The organism is Salinisphaera sp. G21_0 (assembly GCF_017744115.1).
Classification (GTDB): domain Bacteria; phylum Pseudomonadota; class Gammaproteobacteria; order Pseudomonadales; family Endozoicomonadaceae; genus Endozoicomonas.
On sequence record NZ_JAGHQW010000001.1, the window covers coordinates 165,341 to 187,699 of the forward strand.

The 22,359-nt window shown below is 47.5% G+C and carries 19 protein-coding genes; 12 read left to right on the forward strand and 7 right to left on the reverse strand.

What is annotated here, in order from left to right:
* Window positions 1–214: 214 nt before the first annotated feature.
* The gene (gene fabV, locus J7439_RS00665) at window positions 215–1,417 is read left to right on the forward strand and encodes an enoyl-ACP reductase FabV (protein WP_209199687.1); all 1,203 of its coding nucleotides are present in this window, start codon (window positions 215–217) and stop codon (window positions 1,415–1,417) included.
* Window positions 1,418–1,568: 151 nt separating this feature from the next.
* Here fabV and speG read toward each other — a convergent pair whose 3' ends face one another.
* A complete protein-coding gene (gene speG, locus J7439_RS00670) occupies window positions 1,569–2,117 on the reverse strand; it encodes a spermidine N1-acetyltransferase (protein WP_209199688.1) in 549 nt (182 codons plus the stop codon).
* Between the two features lie 340 nt (window positions 2,118–2,457).
* On the opposite strand from speG, the gene J7439_RS00675 reads away from it, so the two are divergent.
* From J7439_RS00675 to J7439_RS00700, 6 genes are all read left to right on the forward strand, one after another.
* Entirely contained in the window at window positions 2,458–3,645 is a 1,188-nt protein-coding gene (locus J7439_RS00675; protein WP_209199689.1) for a thiolase family protein, read from the forward strand.
* Between the two features lie 111 nt (window positions 3,646–3,756).
* The gene (locus J7439_RS00680; RefSeq protein WP_209199690.1) at window positions 3,757–4,926 is read left to right on the forward strand and encodes an acyl-CoA dehydrogenase family protein; all 1,170 of its coding nucleotides are present in this window, start codon (window positions 3,757–3,759) and stop codon (window positions 4,924–4,926) included.
* Window positions 4,927–4,928: 2 nt separating this feature from the next.
* On the forward strand, window positions 4,929–5,717 hold the full coding sequence (locus tag J7439_RS00685; RefSeq protein ID WP_286198116.1) for an enoyl-CoA hydratase: 789 nt from the start codon (window positions 4,929–4,931) through the stop codon (window positions 5,715–5,717).
* Window positions 5,718–5,746: 29 nt separating this feature from the next.
* Window positions 5,747–6,637: a 3-hydroxyisobutyrate dehydrogenase gene (gene mmsB, locus J7439_RS00690; RefSeq protein WP_209199691.1), complete on the forward strand. Its 891-nt coding sequence runs from the start codon at window positions 5,747–5,749 to the stop codon at window positions 6,635–6,637.
* Between the two features lie 258 nt (window positions 6,638–6,895).
* Window positions 6,896–8,146: a NupC/NupG family nucleoside CNT transporter gene (locus J7439_RS00695; RefSeq protein WP_209199692.1), complete on the forward strand. Its 1,251-nt coding sequence runs from the start codon at window positions 6,896–6,898 to the stop codon at window positions 8,144–8,146.
* 179 nt (window positions 8,147–8,325) lie between these two features.
* Complete coding sequence (locus tag J7439_RS00700; protein ID WP_209199693.1) at window positions 8,326–8,655, forward strand: helix-turn-helix domain-containing protein; 330 nt, start codon at window positions 8,326–8,328, stop codon at window positions 8,653–8,655.
* An 84-nt stretch (window positions 8,656–8,739) separates the two neighbouring features.
* On the opposite strand, the gene J7439_RS00705 is transcribed toward J7439_RS00700, so the two are convergent.
* Together J7439_RS00705 and J7439_RS00710 are read right to left on the reverse strand one after the other, a co-directional pair.
* Window positions 8,740–9,012, reverse strand: coding sequence for an HU family DNA-binding protein (locus tag J7439_RS00705; RefSeq protein WP_101746299.1), 273 nt, complete (start codon window positions 9,010–9,012; stop codon window positions 8,740–8,742).
* A gap of 265 nt (window positions 9,013–9,277) precedes the next feature.
* Window positions 9,278–10,138 carry a universal stress protein gene (locus J7439_RS00710; RefSeq protein ID WP_209199694.1) on the reverse strand — a complete coding sequence of 287 codons (861 nt, stop codon included), beginning with the start codon at window positions 10,136–10,138 and terminating at the stop codon, window positions 9,278–9,280.
* 270 nt (window positions 10,139–10,408) lie between these two features.
* On the opposite strand from J7439_RS00710, the gene J7439_RS00715 reads away from it, so the two are divergent.
* Entirely contained in the window at window positions 10,409–11,086 is a 678-nt protein-coding gene (locus J7439_RS00715; protein ID WP_209199695.1) for an OmpW/AlkL family protein, read from the forward strand.
* A 1,464-nt stretch (window positions 11,087–12,550) separates the two neighbouring features.
* Here the strand turns inward: J7439_RS00715 and J7439_RS00720 are convergent.
* Together J7439_RS00720 and J7439_RS00725 are read right to left on the reverse strand one after the other, a co-directional pair.
* Window positions 12,551–13,258, reverse strand: a complete 708-nt coding sequence (locus J7439_RS00720; protein ID WP_209199696.1) for a hypothetical protein — start codon at window positions 13,256–13,258, stop codon at window positions 12,551–12,553.
* 568 nt (window positions 13,259–13,826) lie between these two features.
* Window positions 13,827–14,225, reverse strand: coding sequence for a hypothetical protein (locus J7439_RS00725; RefSeq protein ID WP_209199697.1), 399 nt, complete (start codon window positions 14,223–14,225; stop codon window positions 13,827–13,829).
* 735 nt (window positions 14,226–14,960) lie between these two features.
* On the opposite strand from J7439_RS00725, the gene J7439_RS00730 reads away from it, so the two are divergent.
* On the forward strand, window positions 14,961–17,597 hold the full coding sequence (locus J7439_RS00730; protein ID WP_209199699.1) for a hypothetical protein: 2,637 nt from the start codon (window positions 14,961–14,963) through the stop codon (window positions 17,595–17,597).
* Window positions 17,598–17,710: 113 nt separating this feature from the next.
* Window positions 17,711–18,007 carry a hypothetical protein gene (locus tag J7439_RS00735; RefSeq protein WP_209199701.1) on the forward strand — a complete coding sequence of 99 codons (297 nt, stop codon included), beginning with the start codon at window positions 17,711–17,713 and terminating at the stop codon, window positions 18,005–18,007.
* Here the strand turns inward: J7439_RS00735 and J7439_RS00740 are convergent.
* Window positions 17,999–18,979, reverse strand: a complete 981-nt coding sequence (locus J7439_RS00740; protein ID WP_209199703.1) for a hypothetical protein — start codon at window positions 18,977–18,979, stop codon at window positions 17,999–18,001. The two genes, J7439_RS00735 and J7439_RS00740, sit on opposite strands and share 9 nt — an antisense overlap.
* A 625-nt stretch (window positions 18,980–19,604) precedes the next feature.
* Window positions 19,605–20,351: a hypothetical protein gene (locus J7439_RS00745; RefSeq protein ID WP_209199705.1), complete on the reverse strand. Its 747-nt coding sequence runs from the start codon at window positions 20,349–20,351 to the stop codon at window positions 19,605–19,607.
* A gap of 751 nt (window positions 20,352–21,102) precedes the next feature.
* Here J7439_RS00745 and J7439_RS00750 point away from each other — a divergent pair.
* Together J7439_RS00750 and J7439_RS00755 are read left to right on the forward strand one after the other, a co-directional pair.
* Complete coding sequence (locus J7439_RS00750) at window positions 21,103–21,285, forward strand: hypothetical protein (RefSeq protein WP_209199707.1); 183 nt, start codon at window positions 21,103–21,105, stop codon at window positions 21,283–21,285.
* Between the two features lie 85 nt (window positions 21,286–21,370).
* Window positions 21,371–22,051 (forward strand): MiaE family protein, encoded by a 681-nt coding sequence (locus J7439_RS00755; RefSeq protein WP_209199709.1) that lies wholly within the window; start codon window positions 21,371–21,373, stop codon window positions 22,049–22,051.
* The last annotated feature ends 308 nt before the right edge of the window (window positions 22,052–22,359 follow it).

Below are 22,359 nucleotides of genomic sequence, written 5' to 3' on the forward strand. Positions count from 1 at the left end.
AAATCCTGCTGTATCGGCGTTATCGAGAACCGCTCACCTCGCCTGCTCTTTACAAATCCTAACAAACCGATCCATAACGCTACCGACTTATACGCGCTATCTCTTTCCCGGGCTTTGGCTTTTGGATAAGCTACTCCGTTATTCATACAGACGGGCTCATGACTGGTACTAAGCCCCTGGTTTTCGAAGCGGATTTCACTTGTTGGGGACAACGATGATCATTAAACCAAGGATTCGTGGATTTATCTGCACAACCACTCACCCGGTAGGTTGTGAAGCCAATGTAAAGGAACAGATTGCTTACACCCGGTCACTGGGTCCCGTAGCCAATGGCCCCAAGAAAGTGCTGGTGATCGGTGCTTCCAGCGGTTATGGACTGGCTTCCCGTATCACCGCAGCTTTTGGTTCCGGTGCGGCCACCATTGGCGTGTTCTTTGAAAAGCCGGCCACTGAAAGCAAGCCGGGAACAGCGGGCTGGCACAATTCTGCGGCCTTTGATCAGCTGGCCCACGAAGCTGGCCTCTACGCCAAAAGTCTGAATGGCGATGCCTTCAGCCACGCAGCAAAAGAAAAGACCATTGAGTTGATCAGGCAGGATCTTGGCCAGGTGGATATGGTGGTTTACTCGCTGGCATCACCCGTGCGAAAACTGCCGGATACTGGCGAGGTGATTCGCTCGGTACTGAAGCCGATGGGTGAGCCATATCGCGCTACCGCAGTGGATACCAACAAAGATGCATTGTTTGAAGCGACGGTGGAACCGGCCACTGACGCAGAGGTGGCAGCAACGGTTACGGTCATGGGGGGGCAGGACTGGGAACTGTGGATGAATGCGCTGTCTGCTGCGGGCGTTCTGGCAGAAGGCTGCAAAACAGTGGCCTACAGCTATATTGGTACGGAACTGACCTGGCCGATCTATTGGGATGGTGCCCTGGGTGAAGCCAAGAAAGACCTGGACCGTACAGCCCATGCCATCGATGATTCGATGAAATCAATCCACGGTTCCGCCAATATCGCGGTACTGAAGAGTGTGGTCACTCAGGCCAGTTCAGCGATTCCTGTTATGCCCCTTTATATCTCCATGGTTTTCAAGAAAATGCGGGAAGAGGGCGTTCACGAAGGGTGTATCGAACAAATCAACCGTATGTTCCGTGAGCGCCTTTACCGTAGTGATGGTGCGGCTCCGGCAGTGGATGACAGTAACCGGCTTCGCCTTGATGACCTGGAGCTGAGAGAAGATATTCAGAAGCATTGCCAGGAGATCTGGCCACAGCTGACCAATGACAATCTGGCTGAGCTGACCGATTACACCCTCTATAAAGATGAGTTTCTGAAGTTGTTTGGTTTCGGTGTTGAGGGTGTGGATTATGATGCTGATGTGAATCCCCTGGTGCCTTTTGAGGTGATTGATATCTGACAGGTCGATCAGAAAGGCAGGGATGCCTCTGCTTTAGAATACCTGAGATATCAGTGCATAAGTTATATGGGGATGTCCGTCAAGGGTGCCACTGCTTCAGACTGCGCCGGAAAGCTCCGGCGTGTGCGTTGTTAAAAACCAGCCGCATCTATCAAGGGGGTGAGGGACGTGTTTTGTCCAGATAGTCCCTCTGCAGAATGTACATTCTTAATGCATCACAGTATTGGCCATTGGTGAAATATTCCTGAATCATTCGACCTTCTTCAATAAAGCCGGTTTGTTGATAAAGGTGAATGGCTTTCTCATTATCAACGGCCACTACCAGATACACTTTGTTCAGGTTGAGTATGGTAAAGGCGTAGTCCAGGGCCGATTTGATCAAGACACGGGCATGACCTTTCCCCTGATGCCCTGGCGCAATAATGATCTGGAATTCTGCCTTGCGATGCACATAGTCCATTTCGATCAGCTCTACCAGGCCGATGGATTCTGCTTCGTTATTTTCAGTGGCCGTAAGCTCAGCAACAAAACGGCGTTCGGTATTGTCATGGATATGCTTGCCATAAAGGTCTTCCAGTTCATCGAAAGACTCATAGGGCTCTTCAAACCAGTAGGACATAATACTGCGGTTATTATTAAGAGAGTGCACAAACCGCAGGTCTTTCTTTTCCAGTGCTCTCAGTCGGATACTGCTTTTCATCCGGTAATTCCATCAGTCAGAGATCGACTCTGTATATCAATAAGACTTCTATCCCCTGTATCAGAGTGCAGAAGTCTCGGTATTCTACGTGAGCGTAAGGGTAAATGACTATCTTATTTTTTTAATGAGTTGTGCGTTTAAGCAGTTATTTCATGCCATCTGTTTGCTGGAGTCATCATCGTCCCTGGCTATTAATAGTCGGTAAAGAATTGCCTGTTTCAGTTTTGCCCTGATGTCGTTTTCTGCTATCAATAAAGCTATGATACAAAGAGACAGTAAAAACAGTGACCACTGTCCTGCAAATCAGAAAGAATAAATTACAGAAAAAGCGAGTTTCACTATGTCTTCTGCACCTGACCCGTCACAGGAAAACATTGTTATTGTTTCCGCTGCCCGCACCCCAATGGGTGGCTTTCAGGGTAACCTGTCGTCTATGACAGCGGTTGACCTGGGTACTATTGCGATCCAGTCAGCACTGGAGCGGGCAAGTGTTGCTCCAGAGGATGTATCAGAAGTACTGATGGGCTGTGTATTGCCAGCAGGTACCGGCCAGGGGCCTGCCCGTCAGTCGGCACTGCATGCCGGTATTCCAGACCATGTCCCGGCCACTACAGTGAACAAAATCTGTGGTTCCGGTATGAAAACGGTGATGCTGGGAGCAACCCAGCTGAAAACCGGTGAAGCCGATCTGGTGGTGGCCGGTGGTATGGAAAGTATGACCAATGCCCCTTATCTGCTGGATAAAGCCAGGGGAGGGATGCGACTGGGTCACGGCCAGGTCAAGGATCATATGTTCACCGATGGTCTGGAGGATGCTTACCAGGGCGTGGCCATGGGGGTCTTTGCCCAGGCAACCGCTGATCGCTTTGGCCTGAGCCGTGAGGCTATGGACGACTATGCCCTTGCTTCTCTGGAGCGGGCCAGCAAAGCGATCAGTTCTGGTGCGTTTGCTGAAGAAATTGTGCCGGTTGAAACCCGTAAAGGGCTGGTTGATATTGATGAACAGCCGGGCAAAGCCAGGCCGGAGAAAATCCGTCAGTTACGTCCGGCCTTTAGCAAAGACGGCACGGTTACAGCGGCAAACTCCAGCTCTATTTCCGATGGTGCAGCGGCGCTCGTGTTAATACGTGAAAGTGATGCAACAGCGCAGGGCTTACAACCTCTGGCAAGAATTATTGGCTACCAAAGCCATGCTCAGAAGCCTGAAGAATTTACCATTGCTCCGGTAGACTGCATCCGTAAGCTACTGAAAAAAACTAACTGGCAGGCCAGTGATGTAGACCTGTTTGAAGTGAACGAGGCGTTTGCCGTAGTGGCCATGATGGCCATTCGTGAACTGCGTCTGGATCATGATAAGGTCAACATTCATGGTGGTGCCTGCGCACTTGGTCATCCCCTGGGAGCCAGCGGTGCCCGCATTCTGGTAACGCTGTTGCATGCCCTGAAAAAGACCGGCGGCACCAAAGGAATTGCTTCACTCTGTATTGGTGGAGGAGAAGCTACCGCCATCGCGGTTGAGATGTTATAAAAAAACACATGTCGAGTGCACCAACCTGGCGAACATGCGCTAACCATTAATAAAAATGCCGCATGCCCCCAGGCCTCAAAAACAATATAAAACAAGAGGCGGCATTTTTATATGGATTATAACTTTTCTGAACAGCAGATTGCTTTTTGTGATCTGGCCCGGCAATTTGCCGAGGCCGAATTGACCCCCCACGCAGCGCAGTGGGATCTTGATTGTCATTTCCCGGTTGATGTGATCAGGGCAGCGGGAGACCTCGGGTTCTGTGCCCTGTATACCCATGAGTCCATGGGAGGGCTGGGCCTGTCCAGGCTGGATTCCCATATTGTTTTTGAACAGTTGGCCATGGGGTGTACGGCTACCACCGCCTATATCACCATTCATAATATGGTTACCTGGATGATCAGTGAGTTTGCTACGGATCGGGTAAAGTCAGATTGGGGGGAAGGGCTGGTCAGTGGCAGCAGGCTGTCGTCCTATTGCCTTACCGAGCCCGGAGCGGGCAGTGACGCTGCATCGTTGACGACCAGCGCCGGGCGGGATGGCGATGAGTATGTGCTCAATGGCTCGAAAATATTTATTTCCGGGGCAGGAAGTACCGATCTGCTGCTGGTGATGGCAAGAACCGGCGAAGAAGGTCCGAAAGGCATTTCGGCCTTTGCCGTTCCCGCCAATCTGGCAGGCATCCAGTACGGCAAGAAGGAGGAAAAGATGGGCTGGAATGCCCAGCCAACCCGACTGATTTCATTTGACAATGTTCGTATACCCGCAGACCACCTGCTGGGCGCGGAAGGTCAGGGCTTCTCTTTTGCGATGAAGGGCCTGGATGGTGGTCGAATCAATATTGCCACCTGCTCCATAGGTACAGCGCAGCAGGCACTGAACACGGCGCGAGCCTATATGAAAGAGCGGAAGCAGTTTGGTCGTGAACTGGCTGGTTTCCAGGCCTTGCAGTTCAAGCTGGCGGATATGAATACCGAGCTGGTGGCTGCCCGGCAGATGGTTCGACTGGCAGCCTTCAAACTGGATCATCAGGATCCGGAAGCGACGGCATACTGTGCCATGGCTAAACGTTTTGCTACGGATATCGGGTTCCGGGTCTGTAACGAGGCCCTGCAGATTCATGGCGGTTATGGTTATATCAGGGATTACCCCCTGGAGCGACATGTGCGGGATACCCGGGTCCACCAGATTCTGGAGGGAACCAATGAAATTATGCGCTTGATTGTCGCCCGTCGTTTACTTTCCGAAAGCATTTCTCATACGGGTATGGAGTTACAGTGATTATGTCTGAGCTTATGTCTGAAAAGTTACGTCTCGCCTGTGAAGAACGTACCGCCATTCTCACCCTGGACAATCCTCCGGCAAATACCTGGACGCCAGAAAGTCTGGATGAGCTGGAGCAGATTATTCACCGGTTGAACCGCGAGTCTGATGTGATTGCCCTGGTGATCACTTCGGCTTCGGAGAAGTTCTTCAGTGCCGGCGCTGATCTAAAGCGATTTGATAACCTGACCCCGGAGGAAGCTCGCCCATTTGCTGAAAGCTTTGGCAGGGCTTTTGAAGCCCTCAGTAACTTTTCTGGGCTCAGCATTGCGGCCATCAACGGTTATGCCATGGGCGGTGGGCTGGAAGTGGCACTGGCCTGTGACCTGCGTATTGCTGAACAGGGTGCCATTATGGCTCTGCCAGAAGCGTCGGTGGGGTTATTACCCTGTGCCGGCGGAACTCAGAACCTTACCCTGCTGGTGGGCGAAGCCTGGGCCAAGCGCATGATTCTCTGTGGCGAGAAAGTGACCGCAGAAAAAGCATTGGCGATTGGACTGGTAGAGGAAATAGTGGACAGTGGTGAGAGTCTTGAACGGGCGAAAGCGCTTGCGGCCAATGCCGGAAACCAGAGTCCGGATGCCTTGAGGGCCTGCAAAAAGCTGATCCAGATGGGACGATCCGGATTTTCCAGAGATGCCTTGCCGGAGGAAAGGGAGCAGTTCCTGACGTTGTTCAATGGCAGGAATCAGCAGGAAGGCGTCAGTGCGTTTCTTGAGAAGCGCAAACCTGAGTGGCATTACGACTAATCCGGCTATTTTGAATAAGGATGATAATAATGACAAAAATTGCATTTATCGGCCTTGGCAATATGGGTGGTCCCATGGCTCAGAACCTGGTGAAAGCCGGGCATGATGTCTGTGGTTTCGATCTGGTTCCTGAGGCGCTTGATCAATTGGAACAAGCCGGAGGCTCAAAGGCCGAATCCGTGACTGAGGCTGCACAGGGTGCCAGTGTGGTGATCAGTATGTTACCGGCTGGCAAACAGGTTGAATCACTTTACCTGGGAGATGATGGACTCTTCAAAACGATGGGTAACCGCTGTCTGGTGATTGATTGCAGCACCATAGAAGCTGAAGTTGCCAGAAAAGTCGGGCAGCAGGCAAAAGAGCAGGGTATCGACTTTGTTGATGCACCGGTGTCCGGTGGTACCGCCGGAGCTGCTGCTGGAACACTGACGTTTATGGTGGGTGGCAGTGCCGGGACCGTAGAGCAGGCCAGGCCCTATCTTGAGATAATGGGGCAGACTGTTTTTCATGCTGGCGATACGGGTGCAGGGCAGCTGGCCAAGATCTGCAACAATATGCTGCTGGCTATTGTTATGACAGGCACATCGGAAGCTCTTAAACTGGGTATCGATAATGGCCTTGATCCGGCAGTACTTTCAGAAATCATGAAGAGCAGTTCAGGTGGGAACTGGGTACTGGAAAAGTACAACCCGGTGCCGGGCGTCATGCCCCAGACTCCGGCCAGTAATGGTTACCAGGGCGGTTTTATGGTGGCACTGATGGCCAAGGATCTTGGTTTGGCTCTGAATACGGCTGCCAGCAGCCATACCGCAACGCCCATGGCTTCGCTGGCTGACAATCTGTATAAAATGCATGCAATTCGCTCCGGCAGTCACCAGGACTTTTCAAGCATTATTCAACTGTATGATTCAGCAGATTAGATGATTATTGGCTGCTATTTCTTTGAATGCATGATCAATTTTATTATTCAATAGATAGATGCCGATTATCGTTCAGTTTATTTTTCTTCTGTTGATTTGACTCAATGTTTTGCTTAGAAACTGTTCTAATTTTGAACAGTTGTGTCAGATAATGGTTCTGTTTTTGTAAATCAGGTTATACAATCCACCCGGATTTATCTAAAGTTCTGGCCGGGTAACCGGTCGGCACCGATCATCCATCTGAGGTAACCTGTTCCCATGCAAATACTTATGAGTCTGGTGGGCATTGCCAGCCTTCTGGCACTTGCCTTTTTACTGTCCGATAACCGAAAAGCGATCAACCTGCGAACGGTGGGTGGTGCCTTTGCCATCCAGGCCGGACTGGGAGCCTTGGTTCTTTATGTTCCCCTGGGCCAGGAAATTCTTGGTGGTGTCTCCAACGCGGTAAGTAATGTGATCAGCTACGCCAATCAGGGTATCGGCTTCCTGTTTGGTGACCTGGGTAACTTCAAGGTCGGCTTTATTTTTGCTATCAACGTATTGCCGATTATTATTTTCTTCTCCTCCCTGGTTGCTGTTCTTTACTATCTGGGCGTTATGCAGAAGGTGGTTACCTTCCTGGGCGGTGCGTTACAGAAAGTACTGGGTACCAGTCGTACAGAGTCACTGTCGGCAACGGCAAATATTTTCGTTGGCCAGACGGAAGCTCCTCTTGTGGTAAGACCCTATATTGGTCGCATGACTAATTCTGAGCTGTTTGCCATCATGGTGGGTGGTCTGGCTTCTGTTGCTGGTTCTGTTCTGGCCGGTTATGCAGGCATGGGTGTTGAGCTTAAGTACCTGATCGCAGCAAGCTTCATGGCGGCACCTGGTGGTCTGTTGATGGCCAAGATGATCAAACCGGAAACCGATACTCCGGATAATTCTGAGCTGGTTGATGACGAAGGTGATAATGAAAAGCCTGCCAACGTAATAGACGCAGCCGCTTCTGGTGCCTCTTCCGGTATGAAGCTGGCCGCTAACGTTGGTGCCATGCTGCTCGCTTTCATTGCCCTGATTGCCATGATTAACGGTATCATGGGCTGGATTGGTGGCTTCTTTGACTATCCAGACCTGAGCCTTGAAGTCATTCTGGGCTACCTGTTCAGTCCGCTGGCCTTCCTGATTGGTGTGCCAATGAATGAAATCGTGACAGCGGGCAGTTTCATTGGCCAGAAGCTGGTGGTGAACGAATTCGTTGCCTACATGGATTTCGTCAATTACCTGAACCCTGAAGCGGCTGCGGCGGCTGGTGTTGAAGTGTTGTCACAGCGTACGCAGATCATCATCACCTTTGCACTGTGTGGTTTTGCCAACCTGTCTTCTATTGCCATTCTCCTGGGTGGTCTGGGCGTTATGGCACCGCACCGTCGTCAGGATATTGCCCGCATGGGTATCAAGGCAGTGGCTGCTGGTACTCTGTCTAATCTTATGAGTGCTACAATCGCCGGTCTGATGTTGTCTTTGTAATGTTTTTTTCGGGCCACGGTCTGACTGTGGCCTGCTTTCCTTCCTGTATTTTCCCTTCATCAGCTGAATCTAACGCTTTTCAGCAAATGGCCGAATGACATAGTGAAATAATTATGTCGGAGTATCTGTGTGCATTGCTGGCATGGATATCTTTCTGAACCTGTCGTGAGTGTGCAAGGATGAACCTGACAACAAGGATTTTATGCTCCCGTAAAGACAAGAAATTTTCACAGCAGGCCCTGGCGGATTTGATTGGTGTATCCAGAAGTGCACTGGCCCAGTGGGAAACCAGTATGAGCAGTCCCAGCCTCGATAATCTGCGGAAAATGGCTGAGATTCTTGAGGTGTCTTTCGAGTGGCTGGCCACCGGGCGTGGAAATCAGTACCTGATCAGCTCTGATGAGGTAATCAGTGACTCGGAAGTGGATGGGGAGATTATCGGTCAATTACATCGAATGAATCTGATGAAGAAAAGAGCCATTCTGAATGTGATGAGAGCGATGGCATAAAGTAGCGAAAAACGCTCAGACAAAAGCGCCTTACCGGCGCTTTTTCGCTTTTTGCAGAACAGTTTCAGTAAATGCAATGAGCCTCTATTTGATCATTTCCCGGAACTTATTGCCCGGCTTGAACTGAGGCAGTTTGCAGGCGGGGATATGAATTTCTTCACCGGTTTGTGGATTGCGCCCCTTCCTGGCCGCCCGATCTGCTACCGAAAATGTGCCAAAACCAATAAGTTGAACGATGTCGCCGCTTGCCAGTGTCTCCTGTGTGTTGCTGATAAAGGCATTGACAACCAGCTCGGCCTTGCTTCGGGACAGGTTAGCTTGTTCAGCGACTTGCTCAACCAGTTCTTTCTTGTTCATATCCAGTCTCAGGGAATTACCAGTTATGTGGAAAGAAAATACCAGAAGATGGGTGATCCGCCTCTGGCTTCGCTTGGCTCAGGGAAAAACCTGGGCAGGTGGTGAAACACAATCAGCCTGACGTGTATCTCTTGCTGGAAAAACAGATGATGGGAGAAAAACCTTGCTACAACAATATAGAAGTTTTTAGGCGCTTTATCCGGTTTCGTGACTGGATTATTTTGAGGTGGCTGCCAGGATGGGGGCTGGCAGCTATTGTGTGGGCTTATTTCCCCAGTTCGCGTTCAAGTGGGATCATGTGATGTTTTGGCTGCAGTACCAGAATATCGGTTTTGACCTCGGAGATCAGCTGTTCGGCGGTATTGCCAATAGCCAGGGCGCTGATACCGGTTCTTGCGTGAGTGCCAAGAATCAGCAGTTTGGCATCAATGTCTTGCAGCAGCGCGGGGATCATGGTTTCGGTTGGACCGGGTTCAATATGGAAATAGTCTTCATTGAGATTGAACTCCCGGGCATATTCCTGACAATGCTTTTCGTAATAGTCCTTGTCAGTCCGTCCATCACCGTGATCCTGAATCGCCAGCATCGTTGTCGGGTACGCGGTGGCCAGATGCAGCTCTGATGAGAACTCACTGGCGATGTCCGTCGCGTATTGCAGGATCGCCTGGTTAAGAATGCTGTGATAATGGTCTCTCGGGTCGGCATTAATGGCCGCGAGGATTTTGCCTTTGGTCCAGTTGCTATTATCCTGAACCAGCAGGACAGGAACCCGGCAGCGACGGAGGAGGCTCCAGTCTTCAGGCGTAGAAAAGGCTTTCTTAAGTGCGGTGATTAGCTTGGCATCTTTGACTATCAGGTGGCAGCGTTCCATCTGACGCACATGGATAATGGTTTCAATAACAGAGCCATTCCACGTTTCATGCAGATAAACCTCCTGACCTTCAGCCATCAGTGGCTTAGCCAGTGCTTCCAGGCGAACCATTGATTCACCATCGGCCCTGGGGTTTGGCGCAAGAATATGCAGGGCAGCGCCGGTTATCCGGCAGATCTGACTGGCCCGTTCAAGGGCAAGCTGCTGGTCCTTTCTGGTATCAACAACGGCCAGAACCTTGGTAATTCCACGCATGGTTTTTCCTCTCTTGCTGAATATTCTGTTTGTTATAGTTCCATCATGCATGAGCATAACTGATGTTTTTATGATCTGGGTCAATAAAATGCTGTGCTGTTAGGAGTATGTGGATGTTATTCCATGAAAATCTGCATTAATAAAAGAGATTTTTCGACATTAATTGGTTCTTTTGGGGATTTGATCTGTGTCAATAAATTTATTGGTTGATGTTTATACACTTACCATCAACTTACATTTCCCGTGAATCAATAACAAAAAGGACAAGGAATGAAGATCAAATCCCTTTCTCTTGCAATAATCAGCGCAGCTGTATTGCTGTCAGGTGCTGCCCAGGGCTATGAAGCAGGCGACATTATTGTTCGTGGTGGTCTGGCCAGTGTGAACCCTGATGTGGATAGCGGTAACCTCAATGTAAATGGCTTCCCGCTATCTCAAAATGCGAAAGTTGATGTCAATAATGAGACTCAGCTCGGTCTATCACTGACCTACATGGTCCGGGATAACATTGGGGTTGAGTTGCTTGCTGCTACTCCTATCTCCCACAAGCTTCAGGGCAAAGGTGATCTTTCCTTTTTGAGTGATTTCGCTGAAGTAAAGCACTTACCACCTACTTTGAGTGTTCAGTATTATCCAATGGGCAATGCTTCAGCTTTCCAGCCTTATTTTGGCGCTGGCTTGAATTACACTATCTTTTTCAGTGAACAGTTTGTTGGTGCTGGTTCGGATGCAGGTTTTCGAAATCTGAAACTGGATGACTCCCTTGGTCTGGCGGCTCAGATCGGTTTTGATTACCTGGTTGCTGATAACTGGAGTGTGAATGCTGCCGTCTGGTATATGGATATAGATACAACGGGTACTTTCAAAGATGGCTCAAATAACGATTACAAAATTGATGTATCTCTGGATCCCTGGGTATATATGGCCGGTGTAGCTTACCTTTTTTAAAATCCCCTGACTATTAAGTTGAATATATAACCGCTGTCAGTTGCCTGGCAGCGTTTTTTCTTACTGCTGAATTAAGTCTGACGTTAACACAGGGTATGAAAACTTTGTCTCCAAAATTGACCTGAATGAGAACTCTGCGAAGCTCAGCCGGCTGGGTAAAATTGATGCAGGCTCGCGGCTCTATTCTTTCTAAACATTCCCGGTAAATTTCTTTCGTTCTACACCACAAAGTTTCAAAATAACCTTACTGATAACTTATACGGTGAGTGTAAATGACAATTTCTAATAAAGAATTCTATGAACTGATTGGTGCTCCACTCAAAAATTACCGTTGGTCATGGGGAGCTGTACGTCCTGATAATTCTATCATGCTGACCTGCTCGAACGAAGAACGTCGGACTGTCAACGGTAAGACATATACCCTGACCATTTGGTCGGGTAATAGGTTGAATTGACCCCCTCTCAGGAATCAGTCCGATTTTGATAAAGAGTAAATCAAAAATATTCAGGAAGCTCGCTGCGTTCGTCGAGCTTTTCTCTGTGGTAAAGATTCGTTATCCGACAAACACTACGAACACCGTCGCCAATGGGTGGAAGACCGAATTCAGCAGCTATCGTCCATCTTTGCATTGGAAGTTTGTGCTTATGTGGTCATATCCAATCATTACCACATTTGAGTTTGGCAGACTCACTATCTTTTACTTAACTAAGTACGCTGGAATTTGTTGTATTTGAGTGTCACAGAGTGATGTAATGGTTCTTTGGAGTTCATATCCCCCGATAAATTCCCTTTTGAATAACGCTTTAAAAAAGCATCAGAACACTCCCGCGTAACTTTTAAAAAGTTCAAGTTAAACAAATTCCAGTTTGATTGGCATGGAGCTGGTTTGAATCCTTCCGGATTGCTGATCTAATGGGATCTATCACACGCTGGAGCCTCCTAGGAGGCTGACCGAGAATAGACTGCCCTACTGCGGTGGCAGCAAATTGGTCTAAAAAGTCGGAAATTTTTAGCAAATAGAACTACTATTCACTAAAAATTTCCGACTTTTTATCCTCAATTTTCTGCCATCCTCGCTACGGGCGCTATTCTCGGTCAGCCTCCTAGGTATAAGTCTTGTATTGGTTGATACCTTCATTCCAGGTTGCCCTTCCGTGGCGAAAGCCGCCTCGATAAACCCTGAGGCTATTGGAAGATTGTACGACAAATATTCATCATAGCCCACGCTTACTGGCCAGAGCCCTGATGGACCTTTCTCTGGATTTGGCACTGTACTCACCATAGCAGAGGTCGAGCAATGTGTTCAGGTACTCCGTAGAGTAGTAAGCTAACTGCTGGATTGCGTGGCAGGAAAGTTGGCAGCTTCAGTCAGAGCCAGACATACTTTCACCGGTGTAGTCTTTGACTGGAGCAGAGTTGGCAACAATAAAACAGCGTGATGGCTGTATTGATCTCTTTCTCACTTAACCCTTAATGATATTATCACCTACAAAGTCGATAATTTTTCTGCTCTCTTCCATTATTTTATTTTGTGCATCTTGCAACACTTTTTTAAGTTCCTGAGGTTTTGTGTTTTCTGATTCAATCTGCTGACTTGTTTCACTGATTGTTTTTTCAAGTGGTGCTATTTTGCTATCGATATGATCGAAAATCTTATCTGCTTTTTCACGCAGCGAGCCACTACCAAATTTGTCACTTTTATTCTTCAGTTCATCAGCCAGGTTATCAAGAAGGTTTTCATATTTCATAACTTCCTGATTAATAGGTCTGCCTGCCTCTGCAAATAGTTCTTCTATCATATTATTTCTTTCAGTCAGTCTTTCGTTAAGCATTGTTGTCAATTTATCAAGAGACTGATTTAACGAATGAATCAGTTCGTAGTTTTTTCCTGCGTCAGGATCGAGTTCAAACTTATTCAGTGCATCCTGAATGGTTTGTATCCCGATTTTATTGCCTATAAGGAGACTGCTCACCTGATCCACAGAAAGAGCGGTAATCTCAAAATCCTGTATTGACTTATTACCAGGTCCCTCTCCTTTTGCCTCCGGAAGCTGATTAGGAACATCCGCCTTCGTGACCGAGACTCCTTTAAAGTCCCCCTTAATATCAGCAACGGGAGCCTGAGTCGTTAAATTATTAACAGCTACAGCATTAGAATTATTAACATTCATCGATATCTGCTCTCTCTGCGAACGATTAATGAATAACTCTTCAGAGTTTAGATCATTGAATAACCACAACATTAACGAGACTTGCAGCCCTCACAAAATGGGCTTACGCAATGAGACAGTAATGTGCTACCTCGATAAACCGCTGACTAATGACAGAATTTTGACAAGAACATTTCCTGCCGTTGTCTGATTGTTGTCATTTCAATAGGAAAAGGGTGCAAGGTTAGCTCCTGAACCTCTGGGGTTACCCCTTAGCCACAGGAATGGTGGGTGAAGGCATGGTTGCTTGTGCAAGCGTTGTGTTGGGTCCCGTCGTTGTTGTTGGTACAAGGGGTGTGGTTTGTGTAGAGTTTCTTACAGGGTTGCATAACTCCGCCCGCTCATCTGAGTTATCGTAACAATCTTTTTCTCCATCACATTGCCAATCAGCGGGAATACATATGCCGTCGTCACAGATAAAGCGTCCTAACCTGCTACATGTGTTCTGGGTACAGTTCTCATCAGAGCCATCTCTACAATTTACATACACATTACATCGCTCATAGTCGAGCTTGCATTTGTCTTTATCTCAGCGGAATTGACCGGACCAACATGCCGCCTGAGTCGGCTGCAACTGATTATTTATAACCGCCAGTGTAAATAGCAGTGTTTTTTTAAGACCTGGCATCATTGCACCGATATACGGTGAACTCACCATCTGGTTGAAAGCAAAACCCGCTGCAGCGCGCCCCAGTCTCTTTCCGACCTGCAAGGCACAATCGGCCAGCGGTCTTATTCCATGGGCAGCAATCGGTTTGGGCTTCGGCTTTTGCGCCAGGTCATTAGGACACTGGGTGCGTGCCTGGCAAAAAGTTATACCTCCACCCTTGTCAGGCTCCTGTTGGTAGAAAGCCATTGTATGTGAGCTGGATCTGTATGATGTAATTTGCGTGTAAACACCTTTTGGATAAGTCGATGGTTTCTCCATCCGCATAGGCCTATCACAAAATGTCCTGCTGCTAAGAGGCTGTCTGAGAATGGTTCAGCTTATTGAGACAGCATCAGACCACCTTCCGTTCAAATGTCAAAGGCTAACCAGCCCAAAGAAAATGATGGCGACGTAGATAATGTCTAATAGTTAATTGAAAAATTTTTCCTGATTCAACCTGCGCCGTGAATCAGCAAAATCAGGGGGCAGATCTTTAATCTTGCATGCACCAAGAGAGACCTGACACTCGACTCCCCTAAAGCATGGGAACCAGAGTTTTGCGACACCCTCCTTTGCGGGAATGACGACTGCTTTCACGGGAATGACGACCTCCTACTCTTTTCCCGGTTTCACTCCCGTCATTGCCGCGAAGGAGGGAATCCACACTGACTCACCACCAGAACCCTACTGCACGGTGCCCCCAGTAGGCTGACCGAGAATAGGCTGCCCTACGCGGCAACTGCTCCTGCGTTGCTCTAGGAGGCTGTCCGAGAATAGACTGCCCTACTGCGGCGGCAGCAAATTGGTCTAGTCATCCCCGAGAGGGCGGAGACCCGCTGTTGACGCTGGATTCCCACCTTCCCGGGAAAGATGGAACTAATAACTGGATTAACAGTCAGATACAGTATTATTCGGTTTGATTCAATCAGACCGGTACTGTAAGGACCGCCCACAATAGAGCTAGGTAAATTGGATTCTTGTCAATCAAATGGTTTGGGTCAACAGTTGCGTGATTTGAACATACAGCCACCCATTGACTTTTCAGAAGAAGCGGTAGGTGACTCCGTTCAGTACTTGGGCAGGCAGGTAAAGCGACAGGATGGCAACACCGATTGCTCAGAGAAAACGGCTCGAAAAAGACCGACAACTGCAACAGACGACCCTTTACTACCCGGTAAACTTCGTCAAATAATGCCAGAAACTGAAGTTTTACCTATCAAAAATGAGCAGTTAATGTCAGAGGGATTCTTCATTACTACCGGGAGTAAACCGCTATCTGAACGGCAGGTTAATCTTGAGATACAACCCTTTGATTCAAGAGCTGAAGCTATACAGATGGCCGCCAGGAATCTGGTGGGTCAATTTCAATTTGAGGCAATAGAAAAGTCACCAACCAATGAAGTGAAATATGCCGTTTTCCTTGAGTGCCTGAAACTTGATGTTGAGAATACGCTGATAAGGCTAAACACAACAACATCTTTAAATGGGGCTCAAAAGCTCCTGATTTTGTTGGCAGCTGAAGAAGAGCAGAAACAACAGAATAAACGTCCACTTGCTGAGGGCTACTGGATACTTGCGAGTATTCCGTTATCCATCGGTTTTGAGAAGGCAAAGAACCTGTTTCAGCGCCTACCTGAAACGCCTTCTCTGCCAGAGGTGGACAATGTCATTAATGAGCAGTTGACAGCATTAAGAGCTGATAACATGCTCAGGGACAGACTTTTGGAGGTCAGGCAACCCCTTAAATCGGAAAACAACGAACTTTCCAGACAGCTGTTGTGTGAAGTTGACAATATTGAAAAAAAATTTATCCCAAAAGTTGGATGGAACGGCCGTTTTTCAGACGTTGAGGATTATAGAAATTTCCAGATCTATGCAAGAAGATTGCTGTATCTCTATGCAGCCTGTTCCGGTTTTTCACAGCAGGCTGATATTGCTGAGTTAATGTCGTACATTAAGTCTGTTCTTTATATCATCGAGCCAAATAACAACCATCCAGCTAACATCTGGCATATTGCTAAAGAGCTGGCCTATTTGTCGAAACAACCCGGCTCCATCGATTATTGCCGCTATATTAGTACCCTGGCCAATTGTTTGAAAACACCGGCACCTGTCGCCTTACAGTTTAAAAAGCTCAAACAACTCAGTGATATCAAAGGGTTCGCTTTACTTGAAAGCAAACCGCTGGACAAGTATCTAACTGTACTCAGAGCAAACATTGATAAAATGGCTCCGGAATATTCACGGGTATTGCTCGATGCAGTTGACGATCTTGAAAAAGAGTGTGCTGGTATATCACTACCGGAAGGCAAGCCCGATATCAAAGCGAAAGTGCATCGACTTTTAATGATCATTGCCGCCTGCAAATCATCCAGAGAAATAATGGCTACTTCACTATTGGAACACTTTGTCACGGCCATTATGGAACATGGCAATAAAAAAAATATTCCCTATCTGATTGCCGGGCTGGCCCGTCTGGTTCAGAGTACCCCGAAAATACAGAAAATACTGGGTGAGCCCGTAATCAAGGGTGGGGAGCATTTGCGAATGGCACCGCTGCAATGGCTGGCATTTGTACCCAATGTACTCTCAGAAGGTGACATTGAGGAACTCTGTAAATCTTTGCAAGCTTCCAGCGCCAGCAGGCGAAAGATGAAAGATGGCAAGGTTTTCCACTTGTGGCTGGCTACTATGGAGCAGGCAATGGCCAGCGAGGTTATCAATAAGGCCATGGTAATGCCGATTCTGAAAAAGCTTACCCAAAGTCTGACTTATGAAAAACTGGGCTGGCTTTATATGGTTTTCAGCATGGGAGACAGGTTTAATCTATTTCTGGACATCATGGGTTTCAGCTGTCAAAAGGAAGGATTACCATTGTTGATCGCAGAAAAAGGGGCGGACGCTTTGGTGGGCGTCAATAAAGAGTTCTCACAATGGCTGATGAAACAACGACATCACCATCTCCTGCCTTTTTACATGGCATCAATGATAGAAGAGGGGAATGCAGCAGTCATAAACCTTACCCATCAGTTTATAGAGACAAGCGTTAACAATACTTTTGTTCAGAGCAGGCAGTCACCGCTGCACAATCCACACCTGCAGGCCATTTACAAGAAATATCCCCGATTGGAAGCAGGTTGGGGAGCGAACTTCAGAGGTTTCAGCGAGGAAACCCGAAACAAGCTCTTGTCCGAGGGAGAAACCCTGAAGCTGACAGAGGACCCCTGGGATCTTTTTATCAGTGGGCTTGAAGTTAAAAGCTGTTTATCACCTGACGCCCTGAGTTTTAGAAGTGGACTGATGAGTTATGTGATGGATGGACGCAATGCCATGATTGTCATAAAGAACCAAAAAGGAAATATTCTCAGCAGAAGTGTGATTCGCATGGTGCTGGATCAGGATGATTGCCCTGCGTTATTGCTTGAAAAAGGCTATCCCGATAAGCGTAATTTATTGTTCATTGATGCCGCACGGGACATTGCTGACGAGATGGGCCTGCCCCTTTACCACTTCGTGGATGCTAAAACATGTACAAAAGGTATGATAAAACTTCTGGAAGGGAGAGCACCTCTCGATTATTTTGACGCTTTTCCTTTATTAAAGGAGAGACAGAAACTTACGATTACCGACGTACAACGTGATGTAAGGTAATCATAACGGATGCTTGCAGGCTCCTCAGGTGGCAGACCTTTCTTTGTGCAAGGCAAAGATTAAAGATCTGACCTCTGATTTTTACCTTCGATGTGTCTGGCATCAGTCGTTGGATGAATGAGACAGCGAAAAATGCTGCCTATGTCAAAAGTCAGTACCTGGAGCAGAAGATCGCCCTCGAAGAACTGTTAGAGAGTTATGAACTCGGCGGTTCTACATCGAGAAGTTTTATCCGTCAGGGCGAGCGAGCCGCTGATTCGATGAATCTTCTGAACAATCAGGACTTAGACCGACTCAATAATGCTATTCGCTCGGCAGAGCAGAACATGGCGAGCTTGGGCGACAGTTCCCGTAATACCCTGAACAGCTTGCAAGATGAACTGGATGAGCAGGGCAGGCAATCAGACTGAATTTTTACTGGAACTCTGGTTTGTTCCAACTGAATTAGAAGTCAATGTTAATCCACCGGAGTTTCCAGCTGAATGGATTGACTGGAGATACTGCTCTTTTGCGATTTTTGCCTGCTTTGAAGCTTCTTCCTTGTTGGCAGTTTGTCTTTTGATTCTGTTGTAAGTATTCATATAGATTCTGTGCCCCTCTACGAAGAGGGGATCTTTGCGACGCTCCCTTTTGCGCTCCCTTTCGCGTTCCTTTTGGCGCTCTGCGAAAGTTGGATCTTTGCGACGCTCCTTCTGGTGCTCCCTTTGGTACTTCCTTTTGCGCTCCCTTTCGCGCTCTGCAAAAGCGGGATCTTTGCGAAGCTCCCTTTGGCGCTCCCTTTGGCGCTCCCTTTGGCGCTCTGCAAAAGCGGGATCTGTACGGTAGCGCTCCCTTTTGCGCTCCCTTTCGCGCTCTGCGAAAGCTGGATCTTTGCGAAGCCCTCTTTGGTACTCCCTTTGGCGCTCTGCGAAAGCGGGATCTTTGCGACGCTCCCTTTGGTACTCCCTGTGGTACTCCCTTTTGCGCTCTGCGAAAGTGGGATCTTTGTGACGCTCCCTTTGGTACTCCCTTTGGTACTCCCTTTGGTACTCCCTTTCGCGCTGGGCGTAAGCGGGATCTTTGCGACGCTCCCTTCGGCGCTCCCTTCGGCGCTCCAACTGAGAGGCTTTGTTGTCAGTTATTTTTTCTGGTGGGTTTGAAACAGACTTATTACTCAAGTTATCAGCGTGAATTATCGGACTGATTTTCTCCACCACTTTAGAATAGTGATGGCTGTTATTAACAGAGTGAGAACCGCCTTCTTCAGCCATACTCCAAACTTGCACAATTTTTATTTCTGATTCAGTGTCACTACCGGCTTTCTGAAATGTTTCTGGTCTTACGGTTAATTCAAAAGACTGGTCCAGGCAGATCTCTTTAGCATCGAGAATAGTGATTGACATTTGTTTAATTCTTGAATCATTGAGTCGGTTATGGAGTCTATCCTCATCGGGTATTGAGGTGTTATTGATTGGGGCCGTTTGTTCCACTTTCTGACCGAATGCTATAGCATTTTTTGGTGTATGGCGATTGGAAAGTGACTTACCGTCGGACATAACAGCGTCATATGCAGTAAGAAAATTCGAATAACAGCCTTGTAAGTTACAATCTGGATCAGTCATTAATTCATAAATTCATTAAGTTATTGAATCACAGCATAAGACTCCCGCTTCGTTACACAAGTTCCTTCCTGACACAACCCATTCACCATTTACATCAAAAAAAACATAAGGATTTGATATGACTATTAACCATGATGATGTAAAACTCTTCAAAAGCCAGCGATTCACGGCTGAGAAAGACGGTGGCGGTCGTGTGACTGGGCGGCTAATAAAACCATGACCTTGACGCTTCAGGATAAACGACAGTTCTCTGTAATTTTTGATCGCTCTAACGGCGCTCCCGTAGATGCAAAGCAGGTTTTACCGTTTGCTTATCCAGAGGACAGAGACCAATACCTTCTTACTCTTGGATTGCTGACTGTTCACTCAGGTTGAGACAGGCTCAATCAGGACGGTAAATATTCCTTCAGCTTGAAGACTGAAAAATGGCAGGGGGAGTGCCATCTGAATTTTTACTGGAACTCTGGTTTGTTTCAACTGAGTTAGAAATCAGTATTAATTCTCTGGAGTTTCCAGCTGAATGGATTGTCTGGAGATACTGCTCTTTTGCAATTTTTGCCTGCTTTGAAGCTTCTTCCTTGTTGGCGGTTTGTCTTTTGATTCTGTTGTAAGTATTCATATAGATTCTGTGCCCCTCTACGAAGACGGGATCTTTGCGACGCTCCCTTTTGCGCTCCCTATCGAGCTTCCTTTCGCGCTCTGCGAGAGTGGGATCTTTGCGACGCTTCCTTTGGTACTTCCTTTGGTACTCCCTTTCGCGCTCTGCGAGAGTGGGATCTTTGCGACGCTTCCTTTGGTACTCCCTTTTGCGCTCTCTTTCGCGCTCTGCGAAAGCGGGATCTTTGCGACGCTCCCTTCGGCGCTCCAACCGAGAGGCTTTGTTGTCAGTTATTTTTTCTGGTGGGTTTGAAACAGACTTATTACTCAAGTTATCAGCGTGAATTATCGGACTGATTTGCTCCATCACGTTAGAATGCTGATGGCTGTTATTAACAGACTGAGAACCGTCTTCTTCAGCCATACTCCAAACTCGCACAATTTTTAATTCTGATTCAGTATCACTATCAGCTTTCTGAAATGTTTCTGGTCTTACGGATAATTCAAAGGACCGGTCCAGGCAGATCTCTTTAGAATCAAGAGTAGTGATTGACATTTGTTTAATTCTTGAATCATTGAATCGGTTATGGGGTCTATCCCCATCGGGTATTGAGGTGCTATTGATTGGGGCCGTTTGTTCCACTTTCTGTCCGAATGCTATAGCATTTTTTGGTGTATGGCGATTGGAAAGTGACTTAACGCCGGACATAACAGCGTCATATGCAGTAAGAAAATTCGAATAACAGCTTTGTAAGTTGCAATCTGGATCAGTCATTAATTCATAAATTCATTAAATTATTGAATTACAGCTTAAGACTCTCGCTTTGTTACACAAGTTCCCTCCTGACATAACCCATTCACCACTTACATCAAAAAAACAGTCACTCTCGATGAATACACGTCAACTGACAAAACATGAAAATTGACGTATTTATAATTTCTGAAAACGTAAGGGAGCCTGCAGCTTTCACTGCCAAGAAAAATCACTATTAGGCTTATTTATATGACAGTAAATTTCATTAAGCCGCTCTTCATCGAACCCTGATAGTGAATCGAACTTTTGATGCACCATCGCAAAAGCAGGTTTCAGGAAATAAGGAATGGGTATCATGTATTTGTTTGGACGATGATCTGGGATGCAGTCAAAACATTCTTACACTGTTTTTATCCAGTAAGAAGCACTGAACTGGCTGATATTTTTCTGAATAGCCGTACCCATGACTGGGTCGACGGCAACGATTGAGTAACAGGTCATTTCAGCTGATGAATTGTGCGGGCATGATTTTTTTACCTCTTCTGCATCTCATGTGGCTGTTGTGCTTCAGGATTCGTCGGGAATTGCTGTTGTTATTGAGCAATATCAAAAAGAAGGTGTTGAGGTTGCTGCACTCGAAGCAGATAAGTTTGCCGAAATTGCAGCTGATGTAATGAATGCATATAGTAAACACCCTGCAACACCTGACCTCCAGCGTATCGCCATCACGCCCTAATCCAGACACAGCCTGTAACCAACCACACGAACCACTGTTACCAATCGAATTAACCACATATCATAACTTCCAGACTGGAGGCCATATGATCGTAGACATTTTCCATATCTTGGATTTCTTACCCTGTCCCACCCCTCAAGAGTGGATTGAAGCAGCGTGTAAGCCTGAAAACTTACCTCTAATCCTTACAGATCATGCAAACAATGAACTGAAGGCTGCTCAATCAGCGATGGCGATCATGAGCCGTTATCGAACCGGGACGTTCAGCCGAGGTAACGGTCGCCGTGAACAGCAGAAAGGTGGGCTGCAACTGAGAATAGAAGATCAGTTAAGCCTGCTGAACAAAATGTCCAGACTGGCCCGTGAAGAGCTGCGGCACTATGAGCAGGTTCTGGCCATTATGGCTCGCCGGGATATTCCCTATGTTTACCTGGAAGCCGGTCGCTATGCGGGGCAGTTATGTGCTGCCATCAGAACGTTTGAACCATTCAGGCTGGTCGATACCCTGGTGATGGGGGCGTTTATTGAAGCCCGTTCCTGTGAGCGTTTTGCGGCACTCTCGCCCTGGCTGGATGATGAGTTGAAGAAGTTTTATCAGTCATTATTGAAGTCTGAAAGTCGACATTTTCAGGACTATCTGGCATTGGCAGAGGCCATTAATGGCGGGTCAGTGGCTGACCGGGTGGCGATATTCGCCGGGATTGAGCAGGATGCCATTGAGTCTCCAGACAAACTATTCCGTTTTCACAGTGGTGTGCCTGTCTGAGAATATTGCTGCCAGGGTCTTCGCCGCTGTGACGACTGTCCGTAAAACGTGATAGACCGGCTCTGCATTGTCGTGGTTTTAAAATTTCCAGGAGCCTGTCGGACTTAAGCGTCCGTAGCGAGGATTGCGAGAAATTGAGGATAAAAATTTCTGCTTCTGAGGAGAATAGCGGGGCTATTTGACGAGGAAGCAGGAATTTTTAGACCAATTTATCGCAACCGCACGACTGCATGGATGCAGGAGCTAGAGCAACGCAGGAGCAGTTGCCGTGTAGGACAGTCTTAAGTTCGACAGGCTCCTGGCTGTCT

Coding starts and splice junctions, on each gene's coding strand:
- J7439_RS00685 (WP_286198116.1), top strand. CDS start 4,929: ATGTCTGAGCTTATGTCTGAAAAGTTACGTCTCGCCTGTGAAGAACGT.
- J7439_RS00715 (WP_209199695.1), top strand. CDS start 10,409: ATGAAGATCAAATCCCTTTCTCTTGCAATAATCAGCGCAGCTGTATTG.
- speG (WP_209199688.1), bottom strand. CDS start 2,117: ATGAAAAGCAGTATCCGACTGAGAGCACTGGAAAAGAAAGACCTGCGG.
- J7439_RS00745 (WP_209199705.1), bottom strand. CDS start 20,351: ATGTCAATCACTACTCTTGATTCTAAAGAGATCTGCCTGGACCGGTCC.
- J7439_RS00725 (WP_209199697.1), bottom strand. CDS start 14,225: ATGGAGAAACCATCGACTTATCCAAAAGGTGTTTACACGCAAATTACA.
- J7439_RS00680 (WP_209199690.1), top strand. CDS start 3,757: ATGGATTATAACTTTTCTGAACAGCAGATTGCTTTTTGTGATCTGGCC.
- fabV (WP_209199687.1), top strand. CDS start 215: ATGATCATTAAACCAAGGATTCGTGGATTTATCTGCACAACCACTCAC.
- mmsB (WP_209199691.1), top strand. CDS start 5,747: ATGACAAAAATTGCATTTATCGGCCTTGGCAATATGGGTGGTCCCATG.
- J7439_RS00695 (WP_209199692.1), top strand. CDS start 6,896: ATGCAAATACTTATGAGTCTGGTGGGCATTGCCAGCCTTCTGGCACTT.
- J7439_RS00700 (WP_209199693.1), top strand. CDS start 8,326: ATGAACCTGACAACAAGGATTTTATGCTCCCGTAAAGACAAGAAATTT.
- J7439_RS00705 (WP_101746299.1), bottom strand. CDS start 9,012: ATGAACAAGAAAGAACTGGTTGAGCAAGTCGCTGAACAAGCTAACCTG.
- J7439_RS00675 (WP_209199689.1), top strand. CDS start 2,458: ATGTCTTCTGCACCTGACCCGTCACAGGAAAACATTGTTATTGTTTCC.
- J7439_RS00710 (WP_209199694.1), bottom strand. CDS start 10,138: ATGCGTGGAATTACCAAGGTTCTGGCCGTTGTTGATACCAGAAAGGAC.
- J7439_RS00720 (WP_209199696.1), bottom strand. CDS start 13,258: ATGAATGTTAATAATTCTAATGCTGTAGCTGTTAATAATTTAACGACT.
- J7439_RS00755 (WP_209199709.1), top strand. CDS start 21,371: ATGATCGTAGACATTTTCCATATCTTGGATTTCTTACCCTGTCCCACC.
- J7439_RS00740 (WP_209199703.1), bottom strand. CDS start 18,979: ATGTCAATCACTATTCTCGATGCTAAAGAGATCTGCCTGGACCAGTCT.
- J7439_RS00735 (WP_209199701.1), top strand. CDS start 17,711: ATGAATGAGACAGCGAAAAATGCTGCCTATGTCAAAAGTCAGTACCTG.